This is a genomic window from Aquimarina sp. KJ22-3 (genome assembly GCF_055808215.1).
This window is the reverse complement of sequence record NZ_CM147859.1, coordinates 1,319,444-1,341,033: the sequence shown is the minus strand read 5'-3', so window position 1 is coordinate 1,341,033 and position 21,590 is coordinate 1,319,444. Positions and strand designations below refer to the sequence as shown.

Annotated in this window: 22 protein-coding genes; 6 read left to right on the top strand and 16 right to left on the bottom strand. The window is 36.8% G+C overall.

Translation table 11 applies throughout. The features are described from left to right. The first annotated feature begins 7 nt into the window (after positions 1 to 7). The gene (locus tag AC0L3Q_RS05875; protein ID WP_473285725.1) at positions 8 to 775 is read left to right on the top strand and encodes a methyltransferase domain-containing protein; all 768 of its coding nucleotides are present in this window, start codon (positions 8 to 10) and stop codon (positions 773 to 775) included. Here the strand turns inward: AC0L3Q_RS05875 and AC0L3Q_RS05870 are convergent. The 9 genes from AC0L3Q_RS05870 to AC0L3Q_RS05830 form a co-directional block, all read right to left on the bottom strand. Next, positions 772 to 1,767, bottom strand: coding sequence for an FAD:protein FMN transferase (locus tag AC0L3Q_RS05870; protein WP_473285724.1), 996 nt, complete (start codon positions 1,765 to 1,767; stop codon positions 772 to 774). The genes AC0L3Q_RS05875 and AC0L3Q_RS05870 overlap by 4 nt on opposite strands. Positions 1,768 to 1,772: 5 nt before the next feature. After that, the gene (locus tag AC0L3Q_RS05865; RefSeq protein ID WP_473285723.1) at positions 1,773 to 2,150 is read right to left on the bottom strand and encodes a Na(+)-translocating NADH-quinone reductase subunit F; all 378 of its coding nucleotides are present in this window, start codon (positions 2,148 to 2,150) and stop codon (positions 1,773 to 1,775) included. A 53-nt stretch (positions 2,151 to 2,203) separates the two neighbouring features. Continuing rightward, positions 2,204 to 3,082 (bottom strand): DUF4846 domain-containing protein, encoded by an 879-nt coding sequence (locus AC0L3Q_RS05860; protein WP_473285722.1) that lies wholly within the window; start codon positions 3,080 to 3,082, stop codon positions 2,204 to 2,206. Between the two features lie 79 nt (positions 3,083 to 3,161). Further along, positions 3,162 to 4,472, bottom strand: coding sequence for an NADH:ubiquinone reductase (Na(+)-transporting) subunit F (gene nqrF / locus AC0L3Q_RS05855; protein WP_473285721.1), 1,311 nt, complete (start codon positions 4,470 to 4,472; stop codon positions 3,162 to 3,164). A gap of 1 nt (position 4,473) precedes the next feature. After that, positions 4,474 to 5,190 carry an NADH:ubiquinone reductase (Na(+)-transporting) subunit E gene (gene nqrE, locus AC0L3Q_RS05850; RefSeq protein WP_073321595.1) on the bottom strand — a complete coding sequence of 239 codons (717 nt, stop codon included), beginning with the start codon at positions 5,188 to 5,190 and terminating at the stop codon, positions 4,474 to 4,476. Between the two features lie 11 nt (positions 5,191 to 5,201). Next, positions 5,202 to 5,900, bottom strand: coding sequence for an NADH:ubiquinone reductase (Na(+)-transporting) subunit D (locus AC0L3Q_RS05845; protein WP_073321593.1), 699 nt, complete (start codon positions 5,898 to 5,900; stop codon positions 5,202 to 5,204). A 3-nt stretch (positions 5,901 to 5,903) separates the two neighbouring features. Next, positions 5,904 to 6,662: a Na(+)-translocating NADH-quinone reductase subunit C gene (locus tag AC0L3Q_RS05840; protein ID WP_473285720.1), complete on the bottom strand. Its 759-nt coding sequence runs from the start codon at positions 6,660 to 6,662 to the stop codon at positions 5,904 to 5,906. Between the two features lie 2 nt (positions 6,663 to 6,664). Further along, positions 6,665 to 7,924: an NADH:ubiquinone reductase (Na(+)-transporting) subunit B gene (locus tag AC0L3Q_RS05835; protein WP_073321587.1), complete on the bottom strand. Its 1,260-nt coding sequence runs from the start codon at positions 7,922 to 7,924 to the stop codon at positions 6,665 to 6,667. A gap of 4 nt (positions 7,925 to 7,928) precedes the next feature. Beyond that, positions 7,929 to 9,284, bottom strand: a complete 1,356-nt coding sequence (locus AC0L3Q_RS05830) for a Na(+)-translocating NADH-quinone reductase subunit A (RefSeq protein WP_473285719.1) — start codon at positions 9,282 to 9,284, stop codon at positions 7,929 to 7,931. 188 nt (positions 9,285 to 9,472) lie between these two features. Here AC0L3Q_RS05830 and AC0L3Q_RS05825 point away from each other — a divergent pair, with 188 nt between their 5' ends. The 3 genes from AC0L3Q_RS05825 to apaG all read left to right on the top strand — a co-directional run bounded on the left by AC0L3Q_RS05825 (position 9,473) and on the right by apaG (position 12,422). After that, positions 9,473 to 10,741, top strand: coding sequence for a type IX secretion system plug protein (locus tag AC0L3Q_RS05825; protein ID WP_473285718.1), 1,269 nt, complete (start codon positions 9,473 to 9,475; stop codon positions 10,739 to 10,741). A gap of 141 nt (positions 10,742 to 10,882) precedes the next feature. Next, a complete protein-coding gene (locus AC0L3Q_RS05820; protein WP_473285717.1) occupies positions 10,883 to 12,034 on the top strand; it encodes a DUF3667 domain-containing protein in 1,152 nt (383 codons plus the stop codon). Position 12,035: 1 nt separating this feature from the next. Next, positions 12,036 to 12,422 (top strand): Co2+/Mg2+ efflux protein ApaG, encoded by a 387-nt coding sequence (gene apaG / locus AC0L3Q_RS05815; protein WP_073321576.1) that lies wholly within the window; start codon positions 12,036 to 12,038, stop codon positions 12,420 to 12,422. Here the strand turns inward: apaG and AC0L3Q_RS05810 are convergent. Then, the gene (locus tag AC0L3Q_RS05810) at positions 12,415 to 13,413 is read right to left on the bottom strand and encodes a DUF6695 family protein (RefSeq protein WP_473285716.1); all 999 of its coding nucleotides are present in this window, start codon (positions 13,411 to 13,413) and stop codon (positions 12,415 to 12,417) included. The genes apaG and AC0L3Q_RS05810 overlap by 8 nt on opposite strands. Then, positions 13,410 to 14,126 (bottom strand): NRDE family protein, encoded by a 717-nt coding sequence (locus AC0L3Q_RS05805; protein WP_473285715.1) that lies wholly within the window; start codon positions 14,124 to 14,126, stop codon positions 13,410 to 13,412. Before AC0L3Q_RS05805 ends, AC0L3Q_RS05810 begins: the two co-directional genes overlap by 4 nt. A gap of 169 nt (positions 14,127 to 14,295) precedes the next feature. Between AC0L3Q_RS05805 and pruA the strand changes: the two genes are divergently transcribed. Together pruA and AC0L3Q_RS05795 are read left to right on the top strand one after the other, a co-directional pair. Continuing rightward, complete coding sequence (pruA, locus tag AC0L3Q_RS05800) at positions 14,296 to 15,924, top strand: L-glutamate gamma-semialdehyde dehydrogenase (protein ID WP_473285714.1); 1,629 nt, start codon at positions 14,296 to 14,298, stop codon at positions 15,922 to 15,924. 67 nt (positions 15,925 to 15,991) lie between these two features. Next, entirely contained in the window at positions 15,992 to 16,456 is a 465-nt protein-coding gene (locus AC0L3Q_RS05795) for a GNAT family N-acetyltransferase (protein WP_473285713.1), read from the top strand. Positions 16,457 to 16,472: 16 nt separating this feature from the next. Here the strand turns inward: AC0L3Q_RS05795 and AC0L3Q_RS05790 are convergent, their stop codons facing one another. The 5 genes from AC0L3Q_RS05790 to AC0L3Q_RS05770 form a co-directional block, all read right to left on the bottom strand. Continuing rightward, positions 16,473 to 17,399, bottom strand: a complete 927-nt coding sequence (locus tag AC0L3Q_RS05790; RefSeq protein ID WP_473285712.1) for a glycoside hydrolase family 130 protein — start codon at positions 17,397 to 17,399, stop codon at positions 16,473 to 16,475. Positions 17,400 to 17,458: 59 nt separating this feature from the next. Beyond that, on the bottom strand, positions 17,459 to 17,659 hold the full coding sequence (locus AC0L3Q_RS05785) for a hypothetical protein (RefSeq protein ID WP_473285711.1): 201 nt from the start codon (positions 17,657 to 17,659) through the stop codon (positions 17,459 to 17,461). 11 nt (positions 17,660 to 17,670) lie between these two features. Next, positions 17,671 to 19,065, bottom strand: coding sequence for an MFS transporter (locus tag AC0L3Q_RS05780; protein ID WP_473285710.1), 1,395 nt, complete (start codon positions 19,063 to 19,065; stop codon positions 17,671 to 17,673). A 12-nt stretch (positions 19,066 to 19,077) separates the two neighbouring features. Next, the gene (locus AC0L3Q_RS05775; RefSeq protein ID WP_473285709.1) at positions 19,078 to 20,100 is read right to left on the bottom strand and encodes a glycoside hydrolase family 26 protein; all 1,023 of its coding nucleotides are present in this window, start codon (positions 20,098 to 20,100) and stop codon (positions 19,078 to 19,080) included. Positions 20,101 to 20,367: 267 nt separating this feature from the next. Then, positions 20,368 to 21,561, bottom strand: a complete 1,194-nt coding sequence (locus tag AC0L3Q_RS05770) for an AGE family epimerase/isomerase (RefSeq protein WP_473285708.1) — start codon at positions 21,559 to 21,561, stop codon at positions 20,368 to 20,370. Positions 21,562 to 21,590: the final 29 nt, after the last annotated feature.

Genomic DNA, 21,590 nt, shown 5'->3' with positions numbered 1-21,590 from the left:
CTAGTTCATGAAAAGGCTTTTTAAATTTATTCTTAATACAATTCCTAGACCTATCCTTATCAGGCTAAGTTATTGGGTTCGACCGATAGTCTCTTTTTTACTACGCGGAAAAACCTATACAGACCCAATAGATGGGAAGAGTTTCTCTAAGTTTCTCCCTTATGGATATGGAAAACAAAGAGAAAATGTTTTATCGCCTTCTACGCTATCATTAGAACGTCATCGTTTGCTATGGCTGTATTTACAAAAAGAGACCAATTTCTTTTCTGCACCAGCCAAAATATTGCATTTTGCTCCTGAGCAAGCCTTCTATAAGCGATTCAGAAAGTTATCGCATTTAGACTATACAACTACAGATTTACTGTCTCCTTTGGCGGATGTAAAGGCGGATATATGTAACCTGCCATTTGATGATGACCAATATGATGTTATTTTCTGTAATCACGTCTTAGAACATATCCCCGATGACACCAGAGCCATGCAAGAGCTATATCGTGTCTTGAGACCTGGTGGTATGGCTATATTGCAAATTCCACAGGATCTAAATCGAGAGACTACTTTTGAAGATGATAGCATTACAGATCCTAAGAAAAGAGCCGAAATTTTTGGACAATACGATCACGTACGTGTATATGGTCGGGACTATTTTGAAAAATTAAGAACTATTGGATTTAAGGTAGACGAAGTGGATTACACTTCTGTACTATCTGATGAGGAAGTCATCAAATATTGCCTGGCCAAAGGTGAAATCCTTCCTGTTTGTTACAAACATTAGCTTTCAGGAAATCCATTCACGGCTAGTGTTTTTAACTCCTTATCGGAATCTTCATAAATAAAATACACTTTTAGCTCTGGATGAGTGGTAAGAAACTCTTTTGCCCGTTCTAACCCCATAGTCATTAACGCAGTAGCATACGCATCGGCATACATACAATTTGTCGTGATCACTGATACACTTAATACATTTGATTTGTGAGGGTAACCAGTTTTTGTATCAATAATATGCGCATAACGATTACCATTCTCATCTACTTTAAATTTGCGGTAACTCCCAGAAGTAGCCATCGCTCCGTCCTCTAAAGAAATTACCTTGCTATAGGATTGAGTCTGATCAAAGTTTGGATCTTCAACACCAATTTTCCATGGTTTTTGCTTGATCAAATTACTGCCTTTGCCTCGAATTTCACCTCCAATTTCTACCAAGTAATTATCTTGACCTTTACTTTCTAAAAACTCGGCAAATACATCTACCGCATATCCTTTGGCAAGTGCGTTGAAATCTATAAACGTATTAGGATGTTCTTTTACCATCTTATCCCCTTTTAGCACAACTTTTTGCACCCCTACAGTTTGCAACAAGCTATCAATTTTAAGGCTATCCAACCCAACAATTTTACCCTCTGGCCCAAAGTCCCATGCATTTACCAATACACCAATAGTTGGATCAAAAGCACCTTGAGTTTGGCCGTATATTTGTTTTGAAGCTACAAACACCTTCTTAAAATGGTCATCCACAACGACTGTTGTATCTCCTTTATTAATTTTAGAGATATCAGAATCATCCATGTAGGTAGACATTGATCTATTGATTACTTTAATCAGACTATCGTATGAAGATGAAAAATCTGATTTTTCATTGCTGATATACTGTACAGAAAAAGAAGTTCCAAAAGCCTCTCCATTTTGATAATTCAAATGCAAAGTCGGTTCTTTTTTACAAGCTACCACTGCAAAAAAGAGAAACAATACCAATAGTCTTTGTATCATAATGATTAATTCAGATGAGTTTCGATGGTTTGTAACCCGGCATATTCTAAAATATACTCTTCATTAAGCTGAACAGGTTTATTTGGATTTTCTGCATTTTGCAATCCTACTCCGGCATAAAACACTTTTGCCTCTTGTTCTCTCGCATGCTTCTTGAAGGATTCCATCCAAATCATATCATAATTATGAGGATTATCAGGATATGCTATTGCCTTCACGATCACAAAATACCGTTGATTTGATTGATCTATACAAACAAATTGTGGGTGTTTCCCTAATTGACTGTTGATTGCTATAAATTCGTAGCCCTTTTTCTCTAATTCTTCTCCAACAATATTCATTGCCAGATTGTGTAGTTCTTGTCTTGTTAAAATCCTTGCCATTACGCTGCAAAGATACAATCAAAATGATGAATTTTTCAGAGGTAATTCGTGATTTATTTAAACCTTACAAACTTAGCTTCATCAAAATAGTAACTAGGGGTATACACTGGCTTTTCGGCTTCAAATTTGTACCAGGGAGAAGTCTCTGGTTCTTCAAAATTTTTAAGTAAACATACACTTTGTGCAGGAGTATTTCCTTGAGCAAGCAAATACATTTTCTCTCCGTTCTCATTCTTTATTTCATCAACAATAATTTCAATATGTCCCGGTGATCCAGGTTTAACCAACATATCTCCTATTTTTATTTCTGAAACCGGCACCTTTTTCAACTCATGATACATAGAAAGCGTTCCCGCATAGGTGTAAATGAGATTAAGGTATTTATAAAAGTTAGATTTAGAATGATTGGCTGCAGCTGTTTTATGAAAGGAAACTTTATTCCCTCTAATTTTTGGTCGATATCCTTCGGCATATTTCTTCCAGGAACAATAATGACCGGAGGTAAAATTAAATCCGATTTCATTTTTGCGATTGTTATTCCATAAATACTCTGATCGAATACGCATTAAAGCATCTGCGCATTGCTGTAAACCATTTTTAGGAACTGGCACCTCAAGTATGGCATCATGCCAATTTTGAGCAAAATATTCGCTCTCATCATAATTAATGATTTTACTACCATATGGTTTCAACTGATAGTTACGTAAGTACTCTTCAAAAGATCCATTGGGATACGTAACTCTGGTATACCCTTCTGGCAGTAAAACTCTGGTTACGATCGAATCTCCTTCTTCATTAATCAGACTAGGTTTGGAAATCACATGAGTCACTACTCCTTTTACTTGATGCGTCAACATCTTTCCTTTTGAGGTGTTCTGAAACACCACAAACATAACCCCAATAATAATCAACACTACCACTAATTTCTTCATAACTTCCCTTCTTATACTCTCAAAAATAAAAAAACCGATACAAAATGTATCGGTTTTTGATTGTATATAGAAAGAAATCTTATCCTCCAAAGTCGTCGAATCTGATATTCTCATCAGGAATACCAAAATCTTCACCCATTTTCTGAACGGCTTTATTCATTAATGGTGGCCCACAGAAATACAATTCTATATCTTCTGGAGCTTCATGATGATTCAGGTAATTATCAATCACACAATTGTGTACAAAACCAACAAAACCATCTCCTTCGGCATCATTAATATCTTTTTTCACTGTCCAGTTATCTTCTTCCAAAGGTTCTGAAAGTGCTAAGTAGAATTTGAAATTATCAAACTTCTTTTCCAAGTCATAAAAATGATCTAAGTAGAAAAGCTCTCGCTTAGAACGACCTCCATACCAATAGGTAACTTTACGTCCTGTTTCCAGAGTTTTGAATAAGTGATATAAGTGAGAACGCATTGGCGCCATACCTGCTCCACCTCCTACATATAGCATTTCTGCTTCAGACTCATTGATAAAGAACTCTCCGTAAGGACCAGAAATTGTTACTTTATCTCCAGGCTTTTGTGCAAAAATATAAGAAGATGCAACACCAGGATTTACATCCATCCATCCATTTTTTGCTCTATCCCATGGCGGAGTAGCGATACGTACATTCAACATAATATCACGTCCCTCTGCTGGGTAAGAAGCCATAGAATATGCACGTTCCACAGTTTCAGTATTTTTCATCACAAGAGGCCATAATCCAAACTTGTCCCATTCTACCTGGAATTTGTCTGGAGTTTCATGCTCTTCTGGGTGCGCAGTAATATCCATATCAGAATACTTGATCTCACAAGGAGGAATTTCAATCTGGATATACCCACCTGCTTTATAATTCATATCCTCAGGAATGCGTACAACGAACTCTTTGATAAACGAAGCTACGTTATAGTTACGCACTACTTCTGCTTCCCATTTCTTAATACCAAATACCTCTTCTGGGATTTGGATATTCATATCTTGCTTTACTTTTACCTGACATGCCAATCTCGCTCCGTGTTGTAACTCTTTACGAGAAAAGTGTGGTGTTTCTGTAGGTAGTGCTTCTCCACCACCTTCTAGTACGTGACACTCGCATTGTATACAAGTACCTCCACCTCCACATGCAGAGGGTAAAAATATTTTTTCGTTACCTAAAGTCGATAAAAGCGTTCCTCCTGAAGCTACTTCTATCTCTTTTTCACCATTGATGGTAATCTTTACCGGACCAGAAGGCAATAATTTATCCTTTGCGAATAATAAAATTCCTACCAATACCAGAATAAGGACCAAAAAGGAAACAATGGTAATAGCTATTGTTCCACCGGTTGATGCTAATAATATCATATTATTTAAGTATTGTAACATTAGTATTTTGGGCTACTTCTTTTGTAGTCTTCTCTTCTTCTACCTGAACAGCTTTTGGCGCCTGCTTTTCCTCTTCATCTCCACCTGTTAGCATTCCACCAAAACTCATAAATCCAATAGCCATTAACCCAGTAAGAATAAACGTAATTCCTAAACCTCTTAACGGCGCTGGCACGTTTGAGTATCTGATTTTTTCTCGAATAGCAGCAATTGCCAAAATAGCCAAAAACCATCCGATCCCTGAACCGATTCCATATACGGCAGCTTGAGAGATATTTGCAAACTCTTTTTGTTGCATGAACAACGACCCTCCTAGGATGGCACAGTTTACCGCAATCAAGGGTAAGAAAATACCCAAAGAGTTATACAACGATGGAGAAAATTTCTCTACTATAATCTCTACCAATTGTACCATTGTAGCAATTGTTGCAATAAATAGAATAAAAGTTAAGAAACTTAAGTCATAACTCGCATATTCTGGGCCTAACCATACTAATGCTCCTTCTCTAAGAATATATTTATCTAATAAGAAGTTTAATGGCACTGTAATGGCTAATACGAATATCACTGCTGCACCAAGTCCTACTGCTGTAGATACTTTTTTGGATACTGCAAGGTATGAACACATCCCAAGAAAGAATGCGAATACCATATTATCTATAAAGATCGATTTTAAAAATAATTCTAAATATTCCATGTTTCTTTCTTTTAATGATCTTCAATTAATGCTTTATTTTTACTTCTTTGGATCCAAATGATAATTCCTACAGTAATCAAAGCCATTGGGGCTAATACCATGAAACCGTTATTTTCGTATCCGATAGCATACAATCCTGTTTTTTCGATTGGATCTCCTAGAACTTTGGCTCCAAAAAGAGTTCCTGATCCTAGTAACTCTCTAAAGAACGCTACAATAATCAATAGCACTCCGTATCCAGCAGCATTTCCGATTCCGTCTAAGAAGGATTTCCAAGGTCCGTTACCCAAAGCAAAAGCTTCGAAACGTCCCATGATGATACAGTTGGTAATAATCAAACCGATAAATACCGAAAGTTCCTTACTTAGCGTATACGCAAAGGCTTTTAATACCTGATCTACGATAATTACCAAGGCAGCTACAACAACTAACTGTACGATAATTCTAATTTTTGAAGGAATAATGTTTCTCATCAATGAGATCACTACATTACCTACTCCCAAAACAAACACTACAGATATCGCCATTACTATAGAAGGCTTTAACTGTGCAGTAATTGCAAGTGCTGAGCAAATCCCTAATACCTGAATAGTAATTGGGTTATTATCTGCTAGAGGATCCGTTAATAATTTTCTGTTCTTTTTTGAAAACAAAGGCTCTTTTGGCTCCTTTACTTTCGCTTCAACTTTTTCTTCTATTACTTCGGCCATAGCTTATTTTTTTAAAGTTTCGAAATAAGGTTGATACATTTTGATTCCTTTCTTCACCATTGCAGTTACACCATCACCAGTGATCGTAGCTCCTGCCAATGCATCTACCTCATTATCCTTTTTATCCTGATTCTTAGGATCTCCGTTTCCTTTCTTAACCGTAATTCCTTTGTAGTTTCCACTAGCGTCAAGAATGCTCTCTCCGATAAAATCATCTCTAAAATAAGCTTCTTTAATGTTAGCACCAAGACCTGGTGTTTCTCCTTTATGATCAAAGAAAGCTCCTTTTACAGTTTTGAACTCTTTATCCAAAGAAACATATCCCCAGATCGCATCCCAAAGTCCATTTCCTCTTAAAGGAACGATATAAAATTCTTCTCCATCCTTTTTACCGATAAACAAAGGCATTTTACGCTCGTAATTTGCGTCTTGCTTTACTTTGTCATTCTCTTTCTTAACTTCTATATCGAAAGCGTCAGTTGTTTGCTCAGCTTTACTACCTACAATAATGAACTGACCTTTATCTCCAACATATTGATTGAAAAGATCCTCTGCTTGCTCAGGAGCAACAAATTCGTTAGGATCTTCGCTATCGGCAATTCCCATTGCAAACAGGATATTTTGTTGTTTTTCAGTTCTTTTATTCGCATCTATTCGCCCTTTCAAAGAAGACGCGGTAAATGCTAATAAAGATCCTACCACTACCACCATCGCTACAGCGAATATGATAGTATATGAGTTTTTATCTGTATTAATCGCCATGATTAAGCAGTTTTAAGTTTTAAACGTTTCATTCTTTTCTTCACATTACCTTGTACCACATAGTGATCAATGGTAGGAGCAAATACATTCATTAATAGAATTGCTAAGAATACTCCTTCTGGATATGCCGGGTTGAATACTCGAATCAAAATTGAAATGAATCCGATTAAGAATCCGTAAATCCATTTTCCTTTATTGGTTTGCGAAGCGGTTACCGGATCGGTTGCCATAAATACAATACCAAACGCAATACCACCAACGATTAGGTGTTTCCAGAATTCAAGATCCATTAATGCATAGAACTTACTTGATTCTGCAATCCATCCTGCATTAGTGATTCCATTAAAAATAAGTCCCATGATAAGTGCTCCAAGAACAGCACTCACCATAATTCTCCAGCTTCCTATTTTGGTAAAAATCAAGAATAATCCTCCTAACAATATTAAGATAGCCGAAGTTTCTCCCACAGATCCCGGAATGAAACCATAAAACGCATCAGCGATAGAGTATGTTACTTCTTTGCCGTGAGATGCAGTTTGTGCTAGGATCTCTTTCCCTTGCGCCAAACCACCTAAAATAGTTTCTCCAGAAATAGCATCCAATTGAGCTCCTCCTGCAATTTCATTAGCTCTCTCTACAGCTCCGTGCACCCACACCTTATCTCCAGACATCCAGGTAGGATACGCAAAGAATAAAAATGCTCTAATCGTAAGTGCCGGGTTAAGAATATTCATTCCTGTTCCACCGAACACTTCTTTACCGATTACTACTCCGAAAACAACAGCTACAGCCAACATCCAAAGTGGTGTATCTACTGGTACTATTAATGGAACCAGCATTCCTGTAACCAAGTACCCTTCTTCTACTTCATGACCTTTGATCACAGCAAAAACGAATTCTACTGCAAGACCAACTCCGTAAGATACCACAACCAAAGGAAGTACTTCCCAAAGCCCTACTATAAGGTTATCCAAAGTCCAGAACTCTGCACTTAAGAATCCCCCAGAAACTGCTTGAATTTCTCCTAAGGCCAAATGATGCTGATAACCGGCGTTAAACATCCCAAATATCAAACATGGTAGTAAGGACATGATTACCGTATTCATTGTACGTTTCAAATCATCGGCTGCACGAACGTGTGATCCCGAATGGGTAGTTTCGTTAGGCAAATACAAAAAGGTATGGATCGCATTAAATGCGGGGGCCATCTTCTTCCCTTTATATTTAAGTTTTAGTTTATGTAATTTATCTTTTAATCCCATAGCACTATCCTATTTCTTTTAACATTAGGTCCAATCCTTCTCTAATTATCTGTTGGTGCGGTTGCTTTGACACACATACGAACTCCGTAAGAGCAAAATCTTCTGGAGCTACCTCGTACATTCCTAGTTGTTCCATCGCGTCCAAATCATTTACCATACAAGCCTTCAACAACTGTAATGGATAAATATCCAACGGGAAAACATTTTCGTAACTTCCTGTTACCACAAATGCTCTATGCTCACCATTGGTATTAGTATTCAGTGCATACTTTTTATTTGGGAACAACCAAGAGAATGTTAGTGCTCTTGATGGAGATATCTTATTGAAAATTGGTTTGTTCCAACCAAAAAATTCGTAATCATCACCTTCTGGAATGATTGAGATCGTATTGTGATAGTATCCCAAATATCCATCAGGCTTTACATTTTCACCAGTTAAAACATCACCACTTATCACTCTGATGTTACTTTCATCATGAACTCCAGAATCGTACACCATTGTAGAAACTTCTGTCCCGATAATCGTTTTGTAATATTGAGGCTTCTTTACAGAAGATCCCACAAGAGCTATCGTTCTTTCGGCATTAAATTTACCTGTTAGTAATAATTCCCCAATGATCACAAGATCCTGTGGATTTACTACCCAAACTACTTCTCCTTTATTAATAGGATCAATCTTGGCGATTTGCACACTTACGTTTCCTGCCGGGTGTGGACCAGACACTTTATGTAGTGTTACATTATTAAGGTTTGAAAGTGAAGAATTACCTTGTTTCCCTACAGAAACATGTACTTGTCCTTCGGTCAACTTGCTCAAGGCAGTTAATGCCACTTGCAATTCATTTTCCTTTCCTTCTAGAACATAATCCAAATCTGCAGCCAAAGGTGCTGTAGCATAACCAGACACAAAAATTGCTTTTGGAGCAACATCTGGATTTGCAATTACGTCATAAGGTCTCTGCTTGATAAATGGCCAACATCCCGATGACAACAAGTGGCTTTTTACTTCCTCGCCGCTCATTGCATTGACATCTTTGGTGCCAAAATCAGCAAATTTTTGTTCCTTATCTCCCAAAATCTTAAAGGCTAAGATTTTTCTTTTGGCGCCACGCACAATTTCAACTATCTCTCCACTTACTGGTGAAGGAAAAAGTATATTTTCGTTAGATTTAGAGTGGAAAAGTGGTTCGCCGGCCTTAACTTCTGTACCTTGTTTTGCAATAACTTTTGGTACGATACCGTGAAAATCGTCAGGCTTAATTGCGTAAACATTACTTCTGATAGCGTTTACAGTTTTCTTTTCTGCTTCGCCAACAAGCTTAATGTCTAAGCCCTTTCTGATACGAATGTCTTTTGACATATTTGTAGTCTATGTTAATTAACTAAAAAAATCGTGCAAATTTACTAATTAAAACACGTAAGTGAAAGCAGGTTATGTTATAAGATTTTATTTATAATAATTCTAAATAACCTTTTCAAGATATACAAAAACTCCTTTTATCTGTTAGGCATACATTTTGTTATATTTACATCCAGAACAAAGCCAAAATGTTAAAAATAAATAAGCCAGCGTTAGCGCTATTCATTCTGTTTATTGGGATCCATCAAATCATTATTTCTCAATCTCCGATTGATGAAGCGCCCACTGCAGATTACATCAAAACCATTCAATTTTCTGGGGACCAAGAATTTGCAGGAATCCCTATCATCAAATTAGGGGATCCGATCCAAATTTCTTTTGATGATGTTAATGGTGATGAAGCTGATTACTATTATCGGATCACACATTATGATTTTGATTGGACTCCATCTGTGTTATATAAAAACGAGTTCATGGATGGCTTTGATGAGATCCGAATCGTGAATTACGAAAACTCTTTCAACACCTTACAAATGTATAGCCATTATACTTTGGAAATTCCTAATCAGGATACAAGAGGCTTAAAAGTAAGTGGTAACTACCTACTGGAAATATACAATGATGATGAAGATGTTGTTTTCTCTAGAAAATTTATCATCTACGAACCCTTAACCACAGTTAAAGTATATACCAAAAGATCCCGTGACCTCAACTTTATCAACACCAAACAATCTGTTCAATTTGAAATAAATTCTCCCAGAGAAATCCTGAGAGACCCTAAAAGAACGGTAAAGACTTTGGTGATGCAAAATAACGATATCAAACAATCCATTACTGATTTGATTCCTCAATTCACCATCGCAAACTCTTTGGTATACAAATACGATCAAGAATCTGCTTTTTGGGGTGGTAACGAATTTTTGGCTTTCGACAATAAGGAAATCAGAGCCTCTACCGCAGATATCGAACGTATTGAACTCAATGATATTTACCACAATTATTTGTATCGAGATATAGTTCGCGCAAACCGACGATACACCTACAACCCAGATATCAATGGAAATTTTGTAGTTCGTAATCTAAATGCAGACAACAATAATGTCGAAGCTGATTATGCCTGGATACACTTTGCATTAGAATGCTACGAACCTTTGGAAGGAGGTGAACTTCATATCTACGGAAATTTCAATAACTACACTTTGGATGAATCTACTCGTTTGGAATACGATCAAGAAAGTGGTTATTATTTTCTAAAGAAGTTATTCAAACAAGGGTTTTACAACTACAAATATGTACTAGTTCGCCCTGATGGAAGTATCGACCCTGGTTTTGTAAGCGGTAACTTCGACGAAACCGAAAATGAATATATCGTTATCCCTTACTACAGAGCCCCGGCAACACGTTACGATAGAGCCATTGGGAAAGGAATAGGTAATTCTGCAAACATTACTAACTAAAATCTGTACTTGAAATAAACGAGATCTCTTTCAGAGGACAATTAGAAGTTCGTACAACCATACTTACCTCTTATCAAGTGGGGAAATAACAAATAATTAACATAAAACCTTTATTTTAGACCCCAGTAACACATTTCTTACATGAAAAATAAGGGGAGATTTCTAAAAAAGTATAGAGGAAATGAATGTCTAAACTGCGGAGTACCATTGGATATGGTGGATAAATACTGCCATAGCTGTGGCCAGGCAAACACCACAAAACAACTCTCCTTCAAAGATTTTTTTAATGAATTTTTTGCTAGTATTTTCTCTTATGATTCAAGATTAAGACATACTATCATTGCACTTTTATTTAGTCCTGGAAAAATTTCCAAAGAATATATTAATGGAAAACGGGTGAAGTACGCCAATCCTTTTCGATTTTACTTAAGTGTTTCGATCATCTTTTTTATCATCAATGGCTTGTTTATCGATTTTGATAAATTCAAATCAAGCATTGAAGAAGATGTCACCAAAACCAAAGCCACCTTGTCAGAATTAGAAGAAGGCATGAATGTTCCTGACTCCGTAAAACAAAGAATCGCAGAACAAATCTCTGAGACAAGAGGTATTCCTGTTTCGGAGAGAGAAAAGATCAAAACAGCCATTTTGCAAGCCGATAGCCTTAATCTTGAGGCGCTCACAAATGACAAACCCAAAGAAGTTGCGTATTACACACAAGCTCAAATCGATAGTATAGGTTTTTTCTCTAGACCATTCAAACTGTTTCAGATGTACGATGATCATTATGAAAAAACAGAGGAAAAATCTACTTTCAAAGCGCTAGCAGACCTCAAGCACGACGAAAATCGATTGAACAAATACATTTACAACAGAGTCAAGAAAACCAATAAGATAAACGACAATTACGGCATAGAATTATGGGAATTTATCTTTAGCAAATTACCTTTTATTATCTTTTTCTTTCTGCCTTTCTTTGCCCTTGCCATATGGTTTGTATATATCAGAAGATCCTATACCTATATGGAACATTTGGTGTTTACTTTTCATACACAAACCGTGTTTTTTATTTTAATAGGAATATCCATATTGATTGGTCAAATCATACACAGTTCTGCCATAGGTATCACCCTTTTATTATTTCTATTTTACCTCTACAAAGCAATGCGCAAATTTTACAATCAAGGAAGATTCAAAACTATTGTTAAATTTCTGTTAGTAAACGTTTTATTTTTTATATTAGCAAGTATAGGATCTGCGATTACTTTGGTAGGATCGATTTTCATTTTTTAGTATGGTTCAACAAATAACTCGAGGCATAAAAATTTCGGTGGATACCACCTTTGAGGGTACGTTCTATAAGAACTATAAGATCCATTTTGCCTTTGGTTACAAGATCACCATTGAAAATCAAAGTAAAGATTCTGTTCAACTTACCTCTCGTTTTTGGGAAATCAAAGACGCCTTAAACAATACTGAAATTGTAGAAGGAGAAGGCGTAATAGGAAAAAAACCAGTATTAAAACCTGGAGAATCCCACACTTATAATAGCGGATGTTTACTAAGTTCTCCCTTTGGAGCCATGAAAGGCCATTACAACATGGTTAATTTTACTTCCACACGGAAATTTAAAGTAATGATTCCTGGCTTCAAATTATATGCTCCTTTTGCACTTAATTAACGATTCGCTCTACCAGATCAAACCTTATTTTTTCTCCATTTTGTTCTATATGGCAATATTTACAATTTGAATCGTATACAAATCGATATGTTTTGGTGATATCAAATGCTGATTTTTTTGCTTCAAACAGCCCTTTGAAATCTTCTTCTCCATATTCATCAAATCGTATGATTTCATACAAATTATGATGATTTTCGGGTATTCTAAGTTTAAAATAAGCACTACTTCCTGTTCCCGACAAAAAGCAGGCATCTTCCAAATGCTTAGGTTTCTTTTCCTGCCCTGCAGAGTCATTGGGATTTGGAACGTTTTTATCAAAATAATTCGTCATATTTTCTTTAAATGCCGAACCCTTATATTCCTTAACCTGCCCTTCTATTACTTCATAAATCGGATTATGAACAGATGACTTTTCTACATTTCCCACTGTGCTCGGTGTAAACCTCTTGTTTCGAAGTAATGGCTTTCTGATTTTACGATAATCAGTACCTGCTAGGATGGTGTCTGTAACGATCCTGGAACAATTGCTCCCTTCTTTTCCAAAAGCCTTATATGGAATACTTCCTTTTCCTTGCACAGAAAGCACATACGTTCGCGCTTTTTCGTAATCAATAAAATCACACACAGATGCTACCAAACGTCCGCTACCATGCGTTTTGTGTGGATTTGCTTCTAACCAGACTAAAAACTCTTTTAAATTTTCAAGATTGTGATCCGGATCTAATATGGCTTTGAAAGGGATTTCGAGCTCTACATCAGTAATTGCACTGCGAACCCTACCATAACCCTGAGGTGTGATATACCTCCCAAAATCATAGTATTCAGCTCTTCCCGTCGAATTTTCTATTAACACAAATGCCGCATGTCCGGCTTTGATATATCTGTTCCTTCCTAAACCAAATATTGGAAGTAATTGCAACACAGATTCGTCAGAATATCGAACAAAGGTATCAGGAAAAGCAAGAGAAATTATTTTACCTGTATATTTCACGCAGTTATTGCCTCAAAAATAATCGTACTCACCTCACTGTCCTGTAGGTTTTCGTAGCGCATAGAAAGTTCTTCTTCATTTTTTACTACTTGCGTAATACTTCGGGTTTTCAAGAAACCTCGATCAATTTGAAGGTCTACATCTTTATCGCCTACACCTGCATTTTTATGAAAATCTAATAAAGTATCCGAACTCAAAACATTTTCATTTTCAAAAGTTTCGAACCAGTCTTCTCTTATTTTCTTCATTTCTTTTGTATAAAGTGTCGATGACGACCAAATATGAGTTTCTTTTTCTAATTTCCTCACATGTTTTTTCTTGCCGTCCCACACTAGCTCAAGCAGCAATAGATCTGCACTCCAATTGGCAGCTACGATAGTAAATGGTTCTATCCCTTTTAGGTTATACGTTGCTATAGCATTTTCAAGATCTTCAGCCTCTAATAAGTCTTTAACCACGACCCCTCTACTCTGTCGGTAAGAAACCATTCTTTCATGGATTTCAAAACCACCATTAAGTAAACAAATCATTGTATTTTTATCACTTACCCCTATCCAGGTACCTCCTGCAACTGCATCCTTTGGAAACAGCATTCTTGTACCATTTATTTGATAGAACTCTGGCAACAGAGTTTTTCGATTTATAGCCTCATCACGATTTGAGGTAAGAATAAAATTATTTTCTTGAGTTGGAATTAATGTTACTGTACACATAAATTTTGGGTCGGCTAAATATTTCACAACTTACAAAAAAATACATACTCCACAATGTTTATAAAAGGTTAAAATGGATAATACCCTTTTTAATTTTCTATCTTTGCCATCTAATTTAACTAACTCGTTAAATAACACATCTTAATAACTATTAATAACACTTCTTATCATGGGAAAAGGTTTTTTTCAAGTTCCTACTGCCATTAACGAACCTGTAAAATCATATGCTCCAGGCACTCCTGAGCGTGAAGAGGTTCTGGCCACCTATAAAAAAATGTATAATGAAACTATAGATGTTCCTTTATATATAAACGGAGAAGAGATTACCACTGGCGATACAGCTACAATGTCTCCTCCTCATGATCACAAACATATTCTTGGGACGTATCATAAAGCTGAAAAAAAGCATATTCAACAAGCTATAGATACTGCGCTTGAAGCCAGAAAAAAATGGGCAGATTTGCCTTGGGAACAACGTGCAGCAGTATTTTTAAGAGCGGCCGAGTTAATTGCAGGACCTTACCGTGCAAAAATAAACGCTGCCACGATGCTTGCGCAGTCTAAGAATATCTTTCAGGCAGAAATCGATGCTGCATGTGAGTTTATCGACTTTTTGCGATTCAATGTGGAGTATATGACGCAAATCTATGAGGATCAACCAGACTCTACTTCTGGTGCTTGGAACCGATTAGAGTACCGACCTCTTGAAGGGTTTGTATATGCTATCACCCCATTTAACTTTACAGCAATCTCAGGAAACCTTCCTGCCAGCGCTGCCTTGATGGGTAATACTGTGGTTTGGAAACCAAGTGATAGCCAGATTTACTCTGCAAAAGTGATTGTAGATATTTTTAAAGAAGCTGGAGTACCTGATGGAGTAATTAACGTAGTTTATGGAGATCCTGTAATGATTACAGATACAGTTTTGGCTAGTCCAGATTTTGCAGGTATCCACTTTACCGGTAGTACTCATGTTTTTAAAGATATTTGGAGTAAAATTGGAACCAATATCCACAATTATAAAACATATCCTAGAATCGTTGGTGAGACTGGAGGAAAGGATTTTATCGTTGCTCACCCTAGTGCTAATGCCAAGCAAGTAGCTACTGGTATTTCTAGAGGGGCTTTTGAATTCCAAGGTCAAAAATGTAGTGCAGCCTCCAGAGCTTATATCCCACAAAGCTTATGGGCTGATGTCAAAAAATATGTTCAGGAAGACATCAAATCTTTCAAAATGGGAAGTCCTGAAGATATGAGTAACTTCATCACTGCAGTTATTCACGAAGGGTCTTTTGATAAATTGGCCAAATACATCGATCAGGCTAAAAACGACAATGATGCAGAAGTGATAGCTGGTGGAGGTTATGATAAATCCAAAGGGTACTTTGTAGAGCCTACAGTAATTGTAACAAAGGATCCGAAATACACCACCATGTGTACAGAGCTTTTTGGTCCTGTAATCACTATTTATGTGTATGAAGATAGCGATTGGAATAACATGTTAACATTGGTTGATGGAACCAGCGAATATGCCCTTACAGGTGCCATATTCTCTACGGATCGTTATGCTGCTGCGGAAGCGACCAAGGCACTTGAAAATTGTGCAGGAAACTTCTACATCAACGACAAACCAACTGGAGCTGTTGTAGGACAACAACCTTTTGGTGGAGCAAGAGCATCAGGAACCAATGATAAAGCAGGTTCTTATTTGAACTTATTACGTTGGGTATCTCCTAGAACGATTAAAGAAACCTTTGTATCCCCATCGGATTACAGATATCCTTTCTTAGGAGAATAACCACATATCTTATAAATTTAAAAAGCGCCAATTGGCGCTTTTTTTAACCCTTTTTATAAAAAACATCATGATTATCAGATCAGCTACTATTGAAGAACTTCCTGTTTTACTTGATTTTGAACAAAAAATCATAGAAGCAGAACGTCCTATGGATGTTACCCTGAAACAAAAAGAAGCTATCAGTTATTATGACATCGGTGCATATGTAACTTCTGACCATACCGAAGTTGCAGTCGCCGAAATTGATGGCGAAATTGTTGGTAGTGGATACGGACAAATACGAAGTCGAAAATCGTTTTTCAAACAAAAGCAACTAGGTTTCATCGGGTTCATGTATGTAAAAGAAGCCTATCGTGGTATGGGTGTGAGTCAGGCTGTGATCCAGTATTTATGCGATTGGTTTACAACCAAAAACATTGAAGAAGTTCGACTTACCGTCTACGAAAAAAACCCAAGAGCCATAAGAGCTTACGAGAAAGCTGGGTTCGAAAAACATCTTATTGAAATGCGTTTCAATCTAAAAGATAAGTAACCTCAAGAATGAACACCTACATTTCGAATGCTCTATTTTTTTTGATGAGCTTTAATATGCTATCCACTGATCCTGCACTTGTAAATGAATCGGCGGGTGTATTTTTACAATAATCCACCAATATATCTATAGTTGAAGTGGCAACATGCATACGTACATCTGAAGAAGCATAGTAGATATAGACTGTACCATCAGGGTCTTTTACCCAACCATTTGAGAACAATACATTTCCTACATCTCCTATAATTTCTTGATCATTGGGAGCCATAAAATATCCTCCTGGATAATGAATTACTTTGGTAAAATCCTCCAAATCTGTTATAAACATGTACAACACATATCGAAGCCCTGCTGCCGTATTCCTTACTCCATGCGCCAAATGAAGCCATCCTTCATCAGTTTTTAGCGGAGCAGGACCAAGTCCATTTTTCAACTCATAAACTGTGTGAAATTTTTTGTCAAAAATAACTTCCTCTTTTTCTATTGTAGCCTGTTTCATAGAATGGGTATACCCTATTCCTATTCCTCCTCCTTTTCCAGTTTCAATAAAACCATCCTGGGGGCGTGTGTACAAACAATACTTCCCATTTACAAATTCTGGGTGTAACACCACATTTCTTTGTTGGTTCGAAGGAGTAACTAAATCCGGTAATCTTTCCCAATTCTTAAGATCTTTTGTACGAGCAATCCCCGCACTGGCTATTGCACTAGAAACATCACCTGCCGGAGCATTAGGATCTTTTCGTTCTGCACAAAAAACTCCATAAATCCAACCATCTTCATGAGCGATCAAACGCATATCATACACATTGGTTTCTGGGTTATCGGTTTGAGGCATTATCACAGGCTCGTCCCAAAACTTGAAATTATCGATCCCGTTAGGACTTTCAGCAATAGCAAAAAAGGATTTCCTATCATATCCTTCTACACGAACGCAAAGCACATAATTGTCTCCCCATTTGATCGCTCCTGCATTAAATGTTGCGTTGACTCCTATACGTTCTAAAAAAATGGATTGGTTTCTGGATTTAAATCATAACGCCAATGCAAAGGGACATGTTCTGCCGTGAGTATTGGATTTTGATACCTTGAAACAATACCATTCCCAGATTCGATAATTGCATTTGGTTGTTGAATTAATTCTTTATGTTGTTGTAAAACTTCAAAACGTTTTGATACAGGTTTCTTCGGTTCGTTAATCATTACAATTGTTTTTAGTTGGTTGTATTTCTTCTTTCTGTGAGTTGTTTATTAATATCAAGAACTAACGCATCATCAAGCTTGTAGAAATATATAAATAGTGCAGAAAGCAATGCTCCGATCGCAGGAGCAAAACTTAACATCATTCGAATTCCTGTTTTTGCTTCTTCGCTTTGTACAGCATTTGCTTCAAACCCATAATAAGCCAACAACCAAGCTGTTAAAGCACCTCCCAAAGTCCATCCTAGTTTTTGAGACATAGAGGATGAAGAAAATATAAGTCCGGTTGCCCGTCTTCCTGTTTTCCATTCTGAGAAATCGGCAATATCGGCATACATCGACCATAACAGAGGAAATATAATTCCTGCACAAGTGCTAATCAAAAACTGAAATACAAATATCAACTCCAGGTCGCCTTCTTCAAACCAAAAGAAAACACAACTTAATACTGAAGCTAACGCCATAGCAAACAAAAACGTAGCTTTTTTCCCAATTTTATCAGATATGGGTTTTGCCAAAATCACCCCTACAATATTTGCCGCCTGACCAAGCACCAGGTATAAAGTGCTATATGTTACATCTACTTTTAAAAGAGGAAACTGAAACGCCTCTTGTGTATCGAAGTAATATTTGAAATAATAGATTGCAGACCCGTCTCTTAAAGAATTAAAAATCAAAGAACACACTCCCGCTCCCAGAAGAATAAACCAGGGTTTATTTTTTAATAGATTCGAAAGATCTGCTTTTAAAGAGTGTCGTTGTTCTTTTGGTGGTGTAATCCGTTCTCTGGTGAGATAGAACGTAAAATAGAACAAAATCGCAGCAATGACAGCATAGATCAAGACAGTATACTGCCATCCTCGTTGATCATTTATAACCCCGCTATCTGTTGTACTAAAAACACTTACTAATGGTTCTGCAAAAGCAAGAACCAAAATACTTCCGGCAAAAGCAAAAACAAATCGATATGTGGATAAAGCCGTTCTATCTTTAATATTAGAGGTCATTACACCTAATAAAGAGGCATAAGGAACATTGACTGAAGTATACACAATCATCATAAGCGTATAAGTAACATAGGCATATATTAGTTTGCCTGTTCCTGTAAAACCCGGTGTTGTAAAGGTAAGCGTACCGATTACGGCAAATGGAATTGCCATCCACAGCAAATAGGGTCTGAATTTACCCCATTTGGTATTGGTTCTATCGGCAATGATCCCCATTATAGGATCATTTGCTCCGTCAAATACTCTAGTAAGTAAAAACATAGTTCCCACTGCCGTTGCAGAAATTCCGAAAACATCGGTATAGAAAAATAACAGATACATCGAAAACAGTTTCCAGAACATTGACGATGCAAAATCTCCTAATCCGTATCCAACTTTCTCTTTAAACTTTAATCGTTGCATATCCCATGACACTTATTTGATATTACTTATTTCTTCTAAAAACAACACATGAGGTAGTTTTCTATACGCTTTGAAATTTTCGCTAGTTTTTTGCCCTTGAAAAGGGACATAAAAATGACTTTCTCGAGCATTTCTCCAAAATAATGCCCACGATATCCCCGTATTCGATATACTTTTATCCAGAATCTCTGTCCACCAGTTTTCAGAGCTATCTAATTTTTCGTGCCCCGCTTCAGAAAGTGCATAAGGCATGTTTTTCTTTACCGCTATCGCTTTTAAAACCTCGAGATTACGTTTCAAGATTTCCATATACTCAACATCGGTAGTATACTGATACACATCAACACCCAAAAGATCGACATAATCATCACCCGGGTAGTACCTCAAAAACTCTTCTTCTTTTTCCAAAAGATTAGGAGAGTACATATATAAAACATTGTGCACCTTAAATTCATTACTTAATAGAGTTACCGTTTCTCTCCATAATTGCTTATAATCTTCAGGGCTGCAACTTGAACTCCCCCACCAAAACCAATCTCCATTCATTTCGTGAAATGGACGAAATACCACAGGAATATCTCTTTGCCAAAAACCATCTAATTTCTTCAAAAACAAGGCTACTTTTGCTAAATACTCTTTGTAATTATCGTGTAACACCCCTCCTTTCAGGATTTGTTTTACGGTTGCGGTGGTATCCCAACTACTTTTACCAGACATAGGATTATTGGGATGCCAACTAATGGTAATAATGCCTTTATCTTTATAAGCTTTTCTAATCAGGTTCCTCATTACCTCAAAATCCACCGTATCCAGATTGTGTTGATTCCCCAGCTCTATATGACCAATTTCAAAACCATACACCCCGGGGAAGTCTCCAGAAACTCGCTGCACATCACTTTGGTAAGTATCTCCATCGTTTTTCCAATTAATACCGTAAGCGGTTGCATCCTGGTGACCAAAGGCGTACCCTTTTTTAGGAATTTCCTTTATCCGATTAAACAAATAATGTGTTTTAGCAGTTGCTTTGGTATCCACTAAATTATTTTTTTGTCGCATTGATCGGGATGAGCCACAAGACTGAAGCCACATTGCAAACATGATTACTGCTATAACATTTGCAACACGATTAACCTTTTTTATATCCCAACTATTTTTTTCATCTTTTAAACCAGGTTACATAATTACCTTTTAACCAAGAACATGGTAAAAATAGCGCTGATGAAAAAAGTTGTGTAATACTATTTTATCAATTCCTATACGAATCCTAGGAGCGCTCTACTAAATTGTGCTTCTCCCTGGTTTTTAATGCACATCATAAAGATGCAATTGCATACATGCCCTACTATTATGATATGGGCATTTCCACATCCCTACTTTTTCATCCTTCGGATTATGATGCCCGTTCGCATCTATGCGCCAAAACCATTCTCCATACTTTTGGTCGATCATCTTTGAAGTAATGAACTCCCAAATCTTTTTTGCAGTTTCGAGGTACCTTTGTTCTCCTGTAATTTGATAAGCGTAATACAAACCAACCACGCCTTCAGCTTGAGACCACCAATGCCTATCTTTATCTATATCTCCGGTAACATAGTTTTCCTCGTTCATTACACCTCCATTTTCATCGATAGCCACCTGTATACATCGATCTGCTATTTTGATCGCAACATTTTTTACCTGATCGATTATTTTTTCATCTTGAATTGCCACCGCAGCTTCTACTAGTAACCATGCTGCCTCAATATCATGCCCGTATGAATAGACGTTGCTTTTCAAGTTCCACTTTTCATCAAAAAACAGGTTAAAATGCCCAATCTTGTCCAAAAACACCTTCAAAAAAAGATGGATTAATTTCTTGATCGCTTCTTTGACTTGATTCTCTGGATAAATTTTAAAAAACACGGTATACGCTTCCAACAAATGAAGATGCGTATTCATAGTTTTGGCAGTATTATCATCTTTCTCACTCAATCGCATATCCTCCATCTGATTCCATTGTTGATCAAAAGCCTCGATATAACCTCCATTTTGAAGATCTAACGCATGATTTTCTATCAAGTTAAAAATCTCTATAGCCCATGCTTTACTTTCTTCATTGTTGGAAAACAGGTAATATTCTGAAAGAGCATATATCATAAAAGCTTGCGCATAGACTTGCTTCTTGGCATGTACAACTTCTCCCATGTAGTTTACCTCCCAAAAAACTCCTCCGTACTCCTTATCCTTAAAATAGGTTTTGAGATAATCAAAACTCCTCTCACATAGCAACTCATATCGGTTGTCTTTGTAAAAGTTAGAAGCCGCCGAAAAAGTCCATAAAATTCTTGAATTGAGTATGATCCCTTTATTACTTAACGGTTTCTTTTGATCCGGATATGCTATATGACCAATAAATCCTCCGTATTTGGTATCGAGGGTATGTTCTTCCCAATATTTCAAAATATGGGCAAGTTCTTTTTTTGTAGCTTCTTTTAATTCTTGCAAAGCAGTCCTCATATTAGTATAGAATTAATAATTACTATCTT

Excerpts from the sequence above, each read along its gene's own strand:
- AC0L3Q_RS05875 (WP_473285725.1), top strand. The coding sequence starts at position 8 with ATGAAAAGGCTTTTTAAATTTATTCTTAATACAATTCCTAGACCTATC.
- AC0L3Q_RS05870 (WP_473285724.1), bottom strand. The coding sequence starts at position 1,767 with ATGATACAAAGACTATTGGTATTGTTTCTCTTTTTTGCAGTGGTAGCT.
- AC0L3Q_RS05865 (WP_473285723.1), bottom strand. The coding sequence starts at position 2,150 with ATGGCAAGGATTTTAACAAGACAAGAACTACACAATCTGGCAATGAAT.
- AC0L3Q_RS05860 (WP_473285722.1), bottom strand. The coding sequence starts at position 3,082 with ATGAAGAAATTAGTGGTAGTGTTGATTATTATTGGGGTTATGTTTGTG.
- nqrF (WP_473285721.1), bottom strand. The coding sequence starts at position 4,472 with ATGATATTATTAGCATCAACCGGTGGAACAATAGCTATTACCATTGTT.
- nqrE (WP_073321595.1), bottom strand. The coding sequence starts at position 5,190 with ATGGAATATTTAGAATTATTTTTAAAATCGATCTTTATAGATAATATG.
- AC0L3Q_RS05845 (WP_073321593.1), bottom strand. The coding sequence starts at position 5,900 with ATGGCCGAAGTAATAGAAGAAAAAGTTGAAGCGAAAGTAAAGGAGCCA.
- AC0L3Q_RS05840 (WP_473285720.1), bottom strand. The coding sequence starts at position 6,662 with ATGGCGATTAATACAGATAAAAACTCATATACTATCATATTCGCTGTA.
- AC0L3Q_RS05835 (WP_073321587.1), bottom strand. The coding sequence starts at position 7,924 with ATGGGATTAAAAGATAAATTACATAAACTAAAACTTAAATATAAAGGG.
- AC0L3Q_RS05830 (WP_473285719.1), bottom strand. The coding sequence starts at position 9,284 with ATGTCAAAAGACATTCGTATCAGAAAGGGCTTAGACATTAAGCTTGTT.
- AC0L3Q_RS05825 (WP_473285718.1), top strand. The coding sequence starts at position 9,473 with ATGTTAAAAATAAATAAGCCAGCGTTAGCGCTATTCATTCTGTTTATT.
- AC0L3Q_RS05820 (WP_473285717.1), top strand. The coding sequence starts at position 10,883 with ATGAAAAATAAGGGGAGATTTCTAAAAAAGTATAGAGGAAATGAATGT.
- apaG (WP_073321576.1), top strand. The coding sequence starts at position 12,036 with ATGGTTCAACAAATAACTCGAGGCATAAAAATTTCGGTGGATACCACC.
- AC0L3Q_RS05805 (WP_473285715.1), bottom strand. The coding sequence starts at position 14,126 with ATGTGTACAGTAACATTAATTCCAACTCAAGAAAATAATTTTATTCTT.
- pruA (WP_473285714.1), top strand. The coding sequence starts at position 14,296 with ATGGGAAAAGGTTTTTTTCAAGTTCCTACTGCCATTAACGAACCTGTA.
- AC0L3Q_RS05795 (WP_473285713.1), top strand. The coding sequence starts at position 15,992 with ATGATTATCAGATCAGCTACTATTGAAGAACTTCCTGTTTTACTTGAT.
- AC0L3Q_RS05785 (WP_473285711.1), bottom strand. The coding sequence starts at position 17,659 with ATGATTAACGAACCGAAGAAACCTGTATCAAAACGTTTTGAAGTTTTA.
- AC0L3Q_RS05780 (WP_473285710.1), bottom strand. The coding sequence starts at position 19,065 with ATGCAACGATTAAAGTTTAAAGAGAAAGTTGGATACGGATTAGGAGAT.
- AC0L3Q_RS05770 (WP_473285708.1), bottom strand. The coding sequence starts at position 21,561 with ATGAGGACTGCTTTGCAAGAATTAAAAGAAGCTACAAAAAAAGAACTT.